This is a genomic window from Streptomyces sp. NPDC019443 (assembly GCF_044389785.1).
Lineage (GTDB): Bacteria > Actinomycetota > Actinomycetes > Streptomycetales > Streptomycetaceae > Streptomyces.
The window spans coordinates 24,855-36,601 of record NZ_JBIRYJ010000023.1 but is presented as its reverse complement, the minus strand read 5'-3'; the positions used below and the strand labels follow the sequence as shown (position 1 = coordinate 36,601).

Below are 11,747 nucleotides of genomic sequence, written 5' to 3'. Positions count from 1 at the left end.
GGTACGGCGAGCGAGCTCGTGACGGCAGGGGCCAGAACGCATCCCTCTTGTCGAAGCACTCGCGGTGCTGCTTACAGCACAGATGTCCCGCCCGGGCCCCTGCCTGGACTGACCAACGGCCAACCCACGTGCCTATTAGGCCTACTCATCACGCGCCATGGCACCTTCTGGGTGCGACGTCACCTCCCCGCCATTCCCTCATCCCAGACGTTCTGGAGAGCAGTCCGCACGCCCTCACCCAGCATGTGGTGCACGGTCATGCCCGGCAGGGTGGGAAGTTGCGCCCAGTGAGTTACGGGTTCGGCGCAGGGGCGGCCGTAGGGGAGGCGGACGACCCGGTCGGAGTCGACGAAGCAGTCGCGGTACTCGGTCCCGTCCTCACCGATGTGGCGGGTGGTGAAGTACATGGGCAGCACCAGCCAGAATTCCTGTCCGGACGCCGTATCGGGCTCCGCGCTGTCGGGTGGGTAACGGCCCGACGTCGCCGCTGCCACTGGCATACCGTCCCTCGGCAGCCTCTCGCGTGCGTCCACCCACTCCACCACTGCGTCCATGTCCACTCCCAGCTCAGGCCCTCCGTCAGATACGCCATTCTCGCCATTCAGGCCTGGCGTGTACCACAGTGACTTGCGGCTCCACATTCACGGCTCCACTGCACGCCAGTCAGCAAACGGTCGGATGTGTAGCGCCCGAGGCCACCCGCGCCGGGCCGCCGGCCCGTGGCCACTCGGTTCGGTCGAACCAAGGTCTGCCGCGTGACGCATGACATGACCAACGTGCCTCATGAACCCGTGGATATCTGCGAGGCAAGTACGCCATTCCGCATGTTGCCCCACATGCCTCGAAGTCCGCAGGGTCCCGAGATAACAGATCCAGTCATCGCAGCCCGTGTGGCGCGCGGGGCGCCGCGAAAACTCCGCGCAACATCCCTCCCCGTATCCCTTGATACGGCGGGACGGCGCGAGGCCGCCCGCCGGACAAGAGGAGCCAGAATGCTGATGCTTATGGCGCGGAGAAACCGGTGGCGCAGCGCCCGCCGGATGCTGGTCGTCTCCGGGGTGGCAACGGCGGCGGTCGTGTCGCTGGCAGCGTGCGGCCGTAGCGACGGCGAAGGCGGGGACGAGGCCGCCGACAGCGGCAAGGACAAGAGCCTTCAGTACGCGAAGTGCCTACGGGACCAGGGTGTGGATGTTGCGGACCCCAAGCCTGGTGAACAGGTGAACCAGTTCCCCGCAGACCTTCCACGGGCCAAGGTGGAAGCCGCGCAGGAGGCATGCCAGAAGTACGCCCCTCAGGCGCACACCGATGAGGAGATGGCCGACTTCCAGAAGGAGGCTCTGGAACTGGCCAAATGCTTCCGGAAGAACGGCGTCGAGGTTGACGACCCGGTGAACGGCGCCTTCATCCCGCCACAGGGCGAAGCAGCCCAGAGCACGCCGACTTTCAAGAAGGCGATGGCAGCATGCAAGCAGTACATGAAGGGCGAGGAGCAGGACGTGAGCGGCCAGTGAGCCGGAAGCGATGGCCGAAGACCGTGCTGGTCACGGGTGTGGTGGTGCTGGCCGGGGGCGGGGTGTCCGTTGCCGCACTCGCACTGGGCGGCGATGCCGACACGACGGCCGCCACACATTCCGCCCAACTGCCGTCCGCTACCAGTGAGATCAGCCGCAGCGATCTGGCCGCCTCGAAGCTGGTCGCGGGCGAACTGGGCTACGGGGATCCGGTCACGGTGAGCGGCCGACTGCCTGGCACGGTCACCTGGTTACCGGAGCCGGGGTCGACGGTGGGGCGCGGGGATACGCTCTTCAAGGTCGACAACCAGCCCGTGACGGTGATGTACGGCACCGTCCCGATGTACCGGGACCTGGTGCCCGGCACCCAGGGACCGGATGTTGAGCAGCTCAACGACAACCTGCGGGCGCTGGGTTACGACGCCCCCGACGGGGAGGACTACACCGCCCGTACAGCTGCCGCACTGCGCGCGCTCCAAAAGAAGCGGGGCGTGAAGACGACCGGTGAGCTCAAGAACGGGCAGGCCGCCTTCGCCTCCGGACCGATCCGTGTCGCCGCTTTGGAGGCCGCCGTGGGCGATCCGGCGAGCGGCAGGATCCTGAGGCATACGAGCCGGGAGAAGCGCGTCAGCGCCGAACTGGACGTCGGTGACCAGGGGTTGGCCAAGAAGGGCGCATCTGTGGGTGTGGTCCTGCCCGATGGCACCACCGTCACGGGCAAGGTCAGCACCGTACGGACGGTGTCACCGCCCAAGGACGACGCTTCACAGCAGGGCGGCGGCGGTGAAGAGCCGCAGACCAAGGTTGAGGTGGAGATCGAGATCCCCGATCAGAAGAATCTCAAGGGCCTGGACGCGGCCACGGTGGATGTGAAGTTCATCAGCGCCATCGCGCAGAAGGCCATGTCCGTGCCCGTCACCGCACTGGTGGCACTGCCTGACGAGGGTGGATACGCAGTGCAGGTCGTCGAGGGCGGCGGCCGGACCCGTACCGTGCCCGTCACGCTCGGGCTCTTCGCCCAGGGCCGGGTCGAGATCACCGGCAAGGGGCTGCGCGAGGGCATGAGGGTAGGGGTGCCCAAGTGACCGCACTCGCCTCTGCCGCCGACTCGTGCGTCGTCGTACTGGAGGAGGTGACCCGTACGTACGCCGGGGGAGTCGCCGCGCTCGCCGGCGTCAGCCTGACCGTTCAACGTGGTGAAATGGCCGCGATCGTCGGGCCTTCCGGGTCTGGGAAATCCACCGTGCTGAACGTGATCGGGACACTGGACCGGCCCACATCGGGCCGCGTCGTCATCGACGGCCATGACGTGGCCGCCCTCTCCGACCGGCAGCTCTCGGCCCTGCGTGCGCAGAGCATCGGCTTCGTCTTCCAGCAGTTCCACCTCCCGGCCGGCGTCTCCGCGCTCGACAGCGTCGCTTACGGACTTCTCTACAGCGGGACCGGACAGCGCGCGCGCCGCGAGCGGGCCGCGGCCGCCCTGGAACGGGTAGGGCTCGGCCGTCGCCTCGATCACTGCCCGCACGAGCTGTCCGGCGGTGAGAAGCAGCGCGTCGCGATCGCCCGTGCGGTGGTCGGCGAACCGGCCGTCCTGCTCGCCGACGAGCCCACCGGAGCACTCGACTCCAAGGCGGGTGCGGCGGTGATGGAGTTGCTGCACGAGCTGCACGAATTGGGAACCACCATCCTCGTCATCACCCACGACCGCTCCATCGCGGACTCGCTGCCTCGCCAGGTCGCCATGCTCGACGGACGCGTGCAGTCCGATTCCGCGACCGCCACCGCGACCGCCACCGATTCCGCCGCGCTGGGGGCCACATGCTGACCCCGGCCCGTCTCAGCCCCGCCGACTGTGTACGTGTCGGAGGGTTCGGCCTGCGCAGCCGTCCCGTACGCGTCCTGCTGTCCGCGCTCGGCATCGCCATCGGCATCGCGGCCATGGTCTCGGTCGTCGGTATCTCCAGCTCCAGCCGGGCCGAGCTGGACCGCACCCTCGCCCGGCTCGGCACGAATCTGCTGACAGCCACGCCCGGGCAGTCCCTCGACGGCGGCACGGCAAAGCTGCCCGAGGAAGCCATGGACATGATTGGCCGGATCGAGGGTGCGGAGTCGGCCACCGCGATCGGGACGATCGACGGCGTGAAGACCTACCGGACGGACAAGATCCCCAAGGCGCAGTCCAACGGGATCACCGCCGCGGGTGCGCGGCAGGATCTGCTGAAGTCGGTGGGCGCCACCATGGCGCGCGGCAACTGGCTCAACGAGGCCACTGGCGAGTATCCGGTCACCGTCCTCGGTGCCACCACCGCGCAGCTGCTGGGCGTCACCGAACCCGGGCCGGACACCAGGGTCTGGCTCGGCGGCCAGTGGTTCACCGTCGCAGGCATCCTCGCCCCGGTGCCGCTCGCCCCCGAGCTGGACACCGCCGCCCTGGTCGGCTGGGACGCGGCCAGGAAATACCTCGGCTTCGACGGTCACCCGACCCTCGTCTACACCCGGGCCGCCGAGAAGTCCGTCGGCAGAGTACGGGAGTTGATCGGCCCGACCGCGAATCCGGCCGACCCCACCACCGTGAAGGTCTCCCGCCCCTCCGACGCACTCGTCGCCCAGCAAGCCGGCGACAAGGCCTTCACCGGGCTGTTGCTGGGGTTGGGCGGCGTGGCGCTGCTGGTCGGTGGGATCGGTGTCGCCAACACCATGGTCATCTCGGTTCTGGAGCGCCGCGGCGAAGTGGGCCTCAGACGCTCCCTGGGCGCCACCCGGAGCCAGGTGTGCATGCAGTTCCTCACCGAGTCGCTGCTGCTGTCCGCGATCGGTGGGGGGGCGGGCGTGGTGATCGGCTCGGCAGTCACCGCCGCGTACGCCGCTACGCAGGGCTGGCCGGTGGTGGTACCGCCGTGGGTGATGGGAGGTGGGGTCGGCTCGACTCTGATGATCGGCGGCGTGGCCGGTCTCTATCCGGCGGTACGCGCCGCCGGGCTGGCCCCCACGGTGGCGCTCGCCGCGACCTGACCACCCTGATCGGCCACCGTTGAATCACATCCTGAGTAAGTAAGGGAGAACGACGTGCGGGTACTCGTCGCCGAGGACGACGCGCTGATCGCCGAGATGGTCACCCTCGGGCTGCGCCGCCACGGATTCGCGGTGGACACCGTCCACGACGGAGCCGAGGCGGCACACAGCCTCCAGGTCTACGACTACGACGTCGTGGTCCTGGACCGGGACCTGCCCGGGGTGCACGGGGATGTTGTCGCCGCAGACCTGGCCGGCTCGGGGGCGAGGACCCGCATCCTGATGCTCACCGCGGCCGGCGGTCTGCACGACCGGGTCCAGGGCCTCAACCTGGGGGCCGACGACTATCTCGCCAAGCCCTTCGAGTACGACGAACTCATCGCCAGGGTCCACGCGTTGTGCCGCCGCAGCGCACCGCCCCTGCCGCCGGTACTGCAGAAGTCGGGCGTGGTGCTCAACACCACGCAGCGCAACGCCACGCGCGACGGCCGGCCGCTCGATCTCACGCCGAAGGAGTTTGCCGTACTGCATCTGCTGCTGGCGGCCGACGGGGCCCCGGTCGGCGCGGAGGAACTCCTTGAGCGTGCCTGGGACGAGCACGCCGACCCGTTCACCTCAGCGGTCCGCGTCACCATGAGCAAGCTGCGCGGCAAACTCGGCGAACCGCCCCTGATCCGGACCGTACAGGGCGTGGGGTACGCGCTGTGACGGGCTTGAGGGCATGTGCGGTGCGGGGGCGGCGGGGCGCGCACCGGGCCACAGTCCGTACCCGCATCGCTGCCGTCTACGGCCTGGTGTTCGTCCTGCTCGGCGGCATCCTGCTGGCCCTCGTCTACTTCCTGTCCCGGGCGGACGCCATGGCCAAGGCCAACGAGCTGATGGACCGCAGGCCACGGATGGTGCCGCAGGGGAATCCGCCGTCCGATGCCGGAACGGTCAGCCTCGAACTCGCCCACTTCGCCTCCCGGCAGGTCCTGCTCTGGTCGGGCGCGGCTCTGCTCGCGATGACTGTGCTCGCCGTCGGCGTCGGCTGGTGGATCACCGGGCGGGTGCTGCGGCCCGTGCACTCCATGACATCCACGGCCCGCCGGATCTCCCAGGAGAACCTGCACGAACGCATTGCTCTCGACGGCCCGCGGGACGAACTCAAGGAACTCGCCGACACCTTCGACGCGCTCCTTGCCCGCCTTGAAACCTCCTTCGACAGCCAGCGCCGCTTTATCGCCAACGCCTCCCACGAACTGCGTACCCCGCTCGCCGCGCAGCGCGCAGCCCTCCAGATCGGCCTGGAGAACCCGACCCCCGAGGAACTGGCCCGGGTGCGACAGTCCCTCCTGGACGCCAATCGGCGCAACGGGCAGCTCATTGAAGGACTGTTGCTCCTGGCGCAGAGCGAGCGGGGCATCGAGACCCACAAGACCGTGGATCTGTCGGACGTGGTCGCCGAGGAAGTCGCCTCCTGCGGGGCTGTTGCCGCCGAGGCGGGCGTCGTGGTCACCGTCGAGGCCGAGCCGTCGCCCGCGCCCGTACCGGGAGACCGGGTCCTGCTCGGCCAGTTGACGGCGAACCTGCTGCGCAACGCCATCGCCTACAACCAACCGGGCGGAGGTGTCGAGGTGGCCGTCTCCCGGGGCCGCCTGACCGTCACCAACACCGGACCCGAGGTGCCGCCCGACACCGTCGAGACGCTCTTCGAACCGTTCCGCCGGGGCCATGGCCGGGACCGCACCGGCGCGGGAGCGAACCGGGGCCACGGCCTGGGCCTGTCCATCGTGCGCTCTATCGCCACCGCCCACGGCGGCACCGCCACCGCCCAACCCGGCCCTAGGGGCGGTCTACGCGTCGAGGTACGGCTGCCCTGAAGTCCGCCCCGGACGAAGGCTGCCCACCCACCGGCATGCAAGTCACCGTGGCGTGACGGCGTTTAAGGCCCGGGTCGGTCCGACCTGTCAGCGCCGCGACCGGGAACGGCAGGTCGGTTGGTACGGAACCGACGGAAGGTAGGTCGCCCACTCCTGCCGGGTGAGACTGCGGCCGGCGGCAGCGAAGAGGCGATCCTTGACGTCATGCAGGTCCAGGGGCCATCGGATGATCCTGCCGTCCTCCCCGCCGGAGACCAGGACTCCGGAAAGGGGCCGGGCGTCGTAGGTCTGCGTACAGGCGTGCTCCGACTCCGGCCTCGCCGGGCACCCGCCGCAGGGTGCCCGTACCGGAGGTGGCCCACAGCCGGTCCAGCGCCGCCATGACGGCGAGGGCGGTGGCTTGGTCGGCGGCGGTGATGTCGAGGACGGTCAGGTCCGGTTCGGCTACGTACACGGCACGAAACGAATATCGGCACACACTGCTCTGCTGCCATAACCCGTAAATGGAGGAGCGCCTCATGCCGCTTGACTCCAGTCCCCCTCACCCCGCCCCAGCCTCGAGGAACAACGGCCGATGGAGCAGCGGTTCACCGTTCGGGCCCGGTTACGCGACTCCGCTCGCATCCCGGGCGGCGCGGAACAGGTGTGCGAAAGCGATGACTGTCTGCGAGTTGCCGGTGGCGGTCACGTGCTGGTCGCGCAGGGCCTGCTCCAACGGGTACCGGCCGGAGGCGACACCGAGAGCGTGTTCGGGGGCGCATGTGAGTACGGCATCGGGTCTGGCGGCCCCACCTGCTACCACTTCTGTACGGCCGGACCGCACGGTGACGGTCACCGTCATCCCGTCCGTGCGGAACTCGCAAGTGCCAGTGACCCCAGTGGGTGCCGGGGCCGGAAGGACCGCGCGCAGCGCCAGGACCAGCCACTCGGCGCGGAATGTCTCCCCCGGCTTGCGAGAGCCCATGAACTGTCCGCCCCACCGGATCAGAGCCATGACCGCCTCTTCCAGGCCCTGGCCGTGCTCGGTGAGTTCGTACACGACCGCAGCGGCCGGCGGTGGCAGCTCGCGGCGTCGGACGAGGCCCCCGGTCTCGAGGCCGCGCAGCCGGTCGGCGAGGAGGTTGGTGGCGATACCAGGCAGCGCCTGCCGGATGTCGGAGTAGCGCCTGGGCCCCAGCAACAGCTCCCGTACGACCAGGAGCGTCCACCGGTCCCCGACGTGATCGAGTGCCCGGGCCAACGCGCAGTACTGCTGGTATCCACGTCTCATTCCTGCATAATACTTGAGTTTTTTGTCTTTGTGCTTTACTTTCTAGTCTAACTAGCCAATCCGAGGAGCGTGGCACTCGTGACAGCCATCGCCACCAACATCTCCGCAGGCCCTGACCTGGAGATGGCCGTCACCATCCGCGGAACCGGGCAGCCGGTCGTCCTGCTGCACGGCATCCCGGGGTCCGGTCGGGTATGGGACCGTGTTGCCGAACGCCTCGACCAGCGGTGCCGTATCGTCATACCGGACCTGCTCGGCTTCGGGTCCAGCGCGAAGCCAGTAGACGTGGAGATGCTCTGGGCCACCGGTCAAGCGCGCGCGCTCGCCCAGGTCCTCACCAAGCTGGGCATCGACAAGGCGGCCATTGTGGGCCATGACTTCGGCGGCCCCACCGCGCTCGCTTACGCGGCCGAGTTCCCGGACCGGGTTACCCACCTGGTGCTCGCCGCGACCAACGCCTTCCCGGACACGCCCATCCCGTTTCCGCTGTCGGCCGTCACCTGGCCGGCCCTCGGTCCGCTGACCGCGCATGCCCTGTTCTCCCGCCCGGCCCTGCGGCTGATGCTCTGGCAAGGGACCGGTCGACCTCGCACCTGGCTCAGCCCCGCCACGTATCTGGGTGACCCTGAGCAGCTGCGGTCGATCCGGTTGATCTTCGCAACCGGACTCCGGGAGCTCGCCACCCGGTACGTACCCTGCGCGAAAGCCCTGAGCGGGATCACGGTGCCCACGCTCGTAGTCTGGGGCGACAGCGACCCGTTCTTCCCGGTCACACAGGGCAAGCGGACCGCCGACGACATCCCAGGGGCCCGCTTCGTCGTGTACGAGGGTGCGGGCCACTTCCTGCCCGAGGAACGCCCCGCCGAGCTGGCCGCAGCCATAGCCGAGTTGATCGGCGCACCCTTGCCTGGAACCTCGGGTGACTGATCTTGTCAACCTCGCCGTCGAAGCCCACGGCGGCCTCGAGCGATGGCAGTCCGCTCGAGAAGTGGCGATCGACGGTTACGCGGCCGGACCCGCCTTCACGTCCAAGTTCCAGTCCCGCACGCTACGCGAGATGCGTGCCCAGATCGCAACGAGCGATTAACGAGTCGTGCTCGACCCGTACGCGGAGCCGGGCCATCGCGGCATCTTCCACCGGGGCGACGTCTGGATCGAGGACGCCCAGGGCACCGTGCTTGCGCGGCGGGAACATGCCCGGGCGGCCTTCTCCAGTGTTCGCCACCAGCTGTGGTGGGACCGCCTGGACTTGCTGTACTTCGCCGGAAGCGCCCTGTGGACGTACGTGTCGCTGCCCTTCGTCCTGGCCGACGAGGCGTACGACGTCGAGGAGCTGGAGCCTTGGAGCGAGCACGACAAGATGTGGCGCCGGCTCCGCGTGTGCTTCCCGGGCGAGATCCACACCCACTGCCGGGAGCAGATCCTGTACCTCGACGAGCGCGGGCTGATCCGCCGCCACGACTACACGGCCGAGCTGTTCGGCAACTGGGCCAAAGCGGCCCACTACTGCCACGACCACCGCGACTTCGGCGGCCTGGTCATTCCGACCCGGCGCGTGGTATTCCCCCGCAGACCGGACAACCGTCCTCGCCCCGGCCCGGTTCTGGTCCACATCGCCTTCGCCGGGGCCAAACTCACTGCCTGAATCGAGACAGACCTAACGGAGTCCTATTAAACGCTGAGCAAGAAACGATGACCCGGGCAGGTAAACCCATTCCGTCACGGCGTACCAAGTACCCTTGCAACGTGGCGATGCACAAGACCGTCGATGTCAGTGTTGGCGCGATGATTGAGGACCTGGGGACACTCGTCGAAATCGAGTCTCCATCGCGCGATCTCGACGCCTTGATGGCATCGGCCAAAGCTGTCGCTGCTGTCATCGAGAGCCGCCTTGGCGGGCAGGCCATCCTCGTTGAGAGCGAAGCAGGGCCGCACGTCCACTGGTCAGCTGGTGGCGATCCCAAAGTACTGATCCTCGGTCACCATGACACGGTGTTTCCGCTCGGCACCCTTGAACGGCGCCCGTTCATGGTCGAAGACGGGCGTGCAACCGGCCCCGGGGTCTTTGACATGCTTGGCGGTTTGGTGCAGGCCGTTCATGGCCTGGCGACGCTCGATGACCGGTCAGGCGTCGAGATCCTGATGACCGCCGACGAAGAGGTCGGCTCCCGCTCCTCTCGAGCTCTCATCGAGGAACGAGCCATTGCCTGCGGCGCTGTACTTGTGCTCGAGGGCGCCGCAGATGGCGGGGCCCTGAAGACCGGCCGTAAAGGCTGCGGCACATTCCAAGTCTCTATCGCGGGCCGGGCGTCGCACGCAGGCCTTGAGCCCGCCGCCGGGGTCAACGCCCTGATCGAAGCATCGCACCAGGTACTGGATATTGCAGCGCTTGGTCGACCCGACATGGGCACGACTGTTACCCCGACCGTCGCGTCCGCAGGAACCCTGGACAACGTCGTTCCCGCAGAGGCGACCGTCATCGTCGACGTCCGGGTCGAGTCGGTCGGCGAGAAAGAACGAATCGAATCTGCGTTCGCAGCACTGGTACCGCGTCTCGATGAGGCGGAGATCGCGGTTCAGGGAGCTATCAGCCGACCCCCGATGTCTGAGTCGGCGTCGGCCGAGCTCTTTGCGGTGGCAAGGCAGCTGCTTCCTGACCTCGAAGGCAAGGCGGTCGGCGGCGGAAGCGACGGCAACTTCACGGCCGCTCTGGGGGTGCCAACACTTGACGGTCTTGGAGCGGTCGGGGGCGGTGCCCACGCCGACCACGAGTACCTGGTGATCGAAGCCATGGCCGAGCGGGCGAACCTTGTTGCTGGACTGGTGAACGCGATTCAGAACGCATAGGAGAACGAGAGCATGCGCGACCTGTGAGCGATCACGCGCGGTCGCGATCTGCGATCACTGAGATTCGCGTTCGGTGATCGGGCCCGCTGCCGGCGGTGCGGTTAGCGGCGGCTCTTTTCGGGGTCGGTGGCGGCGATCTTGAGCTCGCGGACCCGCCAGGACGGGCCGCGGACGCGCCACGAGGTCGGCCGCCTCGCGGTCGAGGTGGAGGCGCACCACCGTTACGAGATCGGCCAGTTCGTGGTTACGTTCGTGCCCAGCGTGCACGCCAAGCTCTTGGCCGGGGTCAAGATGCCAAGTGGCGGCGAGGCCATATGCGAACACGTGGGTGAGCTGCGACCCGATGGGTACGGGTGCCGGCAGGTGTGGGGGCATTCGCATCGAGGTGGCCGAGGCAACGCTCTCTACCACCAGGGGGCGGCCGAGCTGCTTGACGACGGGGTGCCGCCGAGCGGCGTGGACCCGTTCCTTTGCGGTATCGCAGGCCGCTAGTTGTTGCGGGGTAGAACGTTCGTGACGGCTCGGCCAGGGGTGTGAGGCTGCGAGGGCAGGCCCTCCACGGCAAGGATGGGTAGCGCAAACCGACTCATCCGTGTCGGGCCAGCGAAAGGACCTGACCTCATGTCAACAAACTCGCCATCTGCACCGAGCGCAGGGCCCGTGTCATCGAGGCGTTCATCGCGCTCGCCAACGCGATCACATCCGCGCGATCTTAAGTCCCGAACTTCACCGAGCCGGTCGCGCGGTTCGAGTCGGCCCAGACCTGTGAGCCCCGTGAGTAGCGTGGCCTTTCCCGCCCGGCGCAGGTCCTGCACGGCCTGGTCCGCGTACTCTGCCCTACCGTCGGCATACAGGGCCATTGAGGACGTTCACGAGCATTCCCTCGGGCATCAGCCGCAGCATCAGGCGCTGTACGGAGTCCCGGCGCCGTCCCCGCGCCACACCGCCGGACAGGACCAGGGCCGCGACCTGAGCCGGCTGCGCGAGCGCAGTGAGCAGTGCGACGGAGACCGAGCCGGAGACGGCCACCAGGTGGACGGGCTCGGCCTGGCCGCGGAGCAGCCGTCGTACGGCCGCGAGGGCTTCGTCCAGTGAGAACGGGCCCGGTGCGGCGCCGTGGCCGGGGAGATCGGGGGCCAGCACACGATGCTTGTCCCCCAGCTCCTCGATCTGCGGCCGCCAGGCGCGGCTGCTGGATCCGAACGCGTGCAGAAAGACGATGACTGCCACGTGATGCCCTTCGGA

15 protein-coding genes are annotated in these 11,747 nt (G+C 68.3%); 11 read left to right on the top strand and 4 right to left on the bottom strand.

The genetic code is table 11. The features are described 5' to 3' along the window. Positions 1-179 precede the first annotated feature (179 nt). Complete coding sequence (locus ACH492_RS36970; RefSeq protein ID WP_398993344.1) at positions 180-554, bottom strand: AQJ64_40280 family protein; 375 nt, start codon at positions 552-554, stop codon at positions 180-182. 438 nt (positions 555-992) lie between these two features. Between ACH492_RS36970 and ACH492_RS36965 the strand changes: the two genes are divergently transcribed. From ACH492_RS36965 to ACH492_RS36940, 6 genes are read left to right on the top strand one after another with little or no spacing between them, the layout of a single operon-like run. Next, a complete protein-coding gene (locus ACH492_RS36965; RefSeq protein WP_398993343.1) occupies positions 993-1,511 on the top strand; it encodes a hypothetical protein in 519 nt (172 codons plus the stop codon). After that, on the top strand, positions 1,508-2,596 hold the full coding sequence (locus ACH492_RS36960) for a peptidoglycan-binding protein (protein WP_398993341.1): 1,089 nt from the start codon (positions 1,508-1,510) through the stop codon (positions 2,594-2,596). The genes ACH492_RS36965 and ACH492_RS36960 overlap by 4 nt, the downstream gene beginning before the upstream one ends. Continuing rightward, a complete protein-coding gene (locus tag ACH492_RS36955; RefSeq protein ID WP_398993339.1) occupies positions 2,593-3,336 on the top strand; it encodes an ABC transporter ATP-binding protein in 744 nt (247 codons plus the stop codon). Before ACH492_RS36960 ends, ACH492_RS36955 begins: the two co-directional genes overlap by 4 nt. Then, on the top strand, positions 3,330-4,523 hold the full coding sequence (locus ACH492_RS36950; protein WP_398993338.1) for an ABC transporter permease: 1,194 nt from the start codon (positions 3,330-3,332) through the stop codon (positions 4,521-4,523). The genes ACH492_RS36955 and ACH492_RS36950 overlap by 7 nt, the downstream gene beginning before the upstream one ends. 54 nt (positions 4,524-4,577) lie before the next feature. Further along, entirely contained in the window at positions 4,578-5,231 is a 654-nt protein-coding gene (locus tag ACH492_RS36945) for a response regulator transcription factor (protein WP_398993336.1), read from the top strand. Positions 5,232-5,251: 20 nt separating this feature from the next. Continuing rightward, complete coding sequence (locus ACH492_RS36940; protein ID WP_398993334.1) at positions 5,252-6,385, top strand: sensor histidine kinase; 1,134 nt, start codon at positions 5,252-5,254, stop codon at positions 6,383-6,385. A 202-nt stretch (positions 6,386-6,587) separates the two neighbouring features. Here the strand turns inward: ACH492_RS36940 and ACH492_RS36935 are convergent, their stop codons facing one another. Together ACH492_RS36935 and ACH492_RS36930 are read right to left on the bottom strand one after the other, a co-directional pair. Further along, complete coding sequence (locus tag ACH492_RS36935; protein ID WP_398993332.1) at positions 6,588-6,839, bottom strand: DUF6207 family protein; 252 nt, start codon at positions 6,837-6,839, stop codon at positions 6,588-6,590. A gap of 150 nt (positions 6,840-6,989) precedes the next feature. Next, positions 6,990-7,655 (bottom strand): winged helix-turn-helix transcriptional regulator, encoded by a 666-nt coding sequence (locus ACH492_RS36930; RefSeq protein WP_398993331.1) that lies wholly within the window; start codon positions 7,653-7,655, stop codon positions 6,990-6,992. 78 nt (positions 7,656-7,733) lie between these two features. On the opposite strand from ACH492_RS36930, the gene ACH492_RS36925 reads away from it, so the two are divergent. The 5 genes from ACH492_RS36925 to ACH492_RS36905 all read left to right on the top strand — a co-directional run bounded on the left by ACH492_RS36925 (position 7,734) and on the right by ACH492_RS36905 (position 10,994). Continuing rightward, positions 7,734-8,582, top strand: coding sequence for an alpha/beta fold hydrolase (locus ACH492_RS36925; RefSeq protein WP_398993329.1), 849 nt, complete (start codon positions 7,734-7,736; stop codon positions 8,580-8,582). Continuing rightward, positions 8,575-8,742 carry a hypothetical protein gene (locus tag ACH492_RS36920; protein WP_398993327.1) on the top strand — a complete coding sequence of 56 codons (168 nt, stop codon included), beginning with the start codon at positions 8,575-8,577 and terminating at the stop codon, positions 8,740-8,742. Before ACH492_RS36925 ends, ACH492_RS36920 begins: the two co-directional genes overlap by 8 nt. Positions 8,743-8,748: 6 nt before the next feature. Next, positions 8,749-9,300 (top strand): hypothetical protein, encoded by a 552-nt coding sequence (locus ACH492_RS36915; RefSeq protein ID WP_398993325.1) that lies wholly within the window; start codon positions 8,749-8,751, stop codon positions 9,298-9,300. Positions 9,301-9,407: 107 nt separating this feature from the next. After that, positions 9,408-10,502 carry a M20 family metallopeptidase gene (locus ACH492_RS36910; protein WP_398993393.1) on the top strand — a complete coding sequence of 365 codons (1,095 nt, stop codon included), beginning with the start codon at positions 9,408-9,410 and terminating at the stop codon, positions 10,500-10,502. Positions 10,503-10,640: 138 nt separating this feature from the next. Further along, positions 10,641-10,994 carry a hypothetical protein gene (locus ACH492_RS36905; RefSeq protein WP_398993324.1) on the top strand — a complete coding sequence of 118 codons (354 nt, stop codon included), beginning with the start codon at positions 10,641-10,643 and terminating at the stop codon, positions 10,992-10,994. A gap of 345 nt (positions 10,995-11,339) precedes the next feature. Here ACH492_RS36905 and ACH492_RS36900 read toward each other — a convergent pair whose 3' ends face one another. Next, on the bottom strand, positions 11,340-11,732 hold the full coding sequence (locus ACH492_RS36900) for an alpha/beta fold hydrolase (protein ID WP_398993322.1): 393 nt from the start codon (positions 11,730-11,732) through the stop codon (positions 11,340-11,342). Positions 11,733-11,747 lie beyond the last annotated feature (15 nt).

Coding starts and splice junctions, on each gene's coding strand:
- ACH492_RS36970 (WP_398993344.1), bottom strand. CDS start 554: ATGGACGCAGTGGTGGAGTGGGTGGACGCACGCGAGAGGCTGCCGAGG.
- ACH492_RS36965 (WP_398993343.1), top strand. CDS start 993: ATGCTGATGCTTATGGCGCGGAGAAACCGGTGGCGCAGCGCCCGCCGG.
- ACH492_RS36950 (WP_398993338.1), top strand. CDS start 3,330: ATGCTGACCCCGGCCCGTCTCAGCCCCGCCGACTGTGTACGTGTCGGA.
- ACH492_RS36930 (WP_398993331.1), bottom strand. CDS start 7,655: ATGAGACGTGGATACCAGCAGTACTGCGCGTTGGCCCGGGCACTCGAT.
- ACH492_RS36910 (WP_398993393.1), top strand. CDS start 9,408: ATGCACAAGACCGTCGATGTCAGTGTTGGCGCGATGATTGAGGACCTG.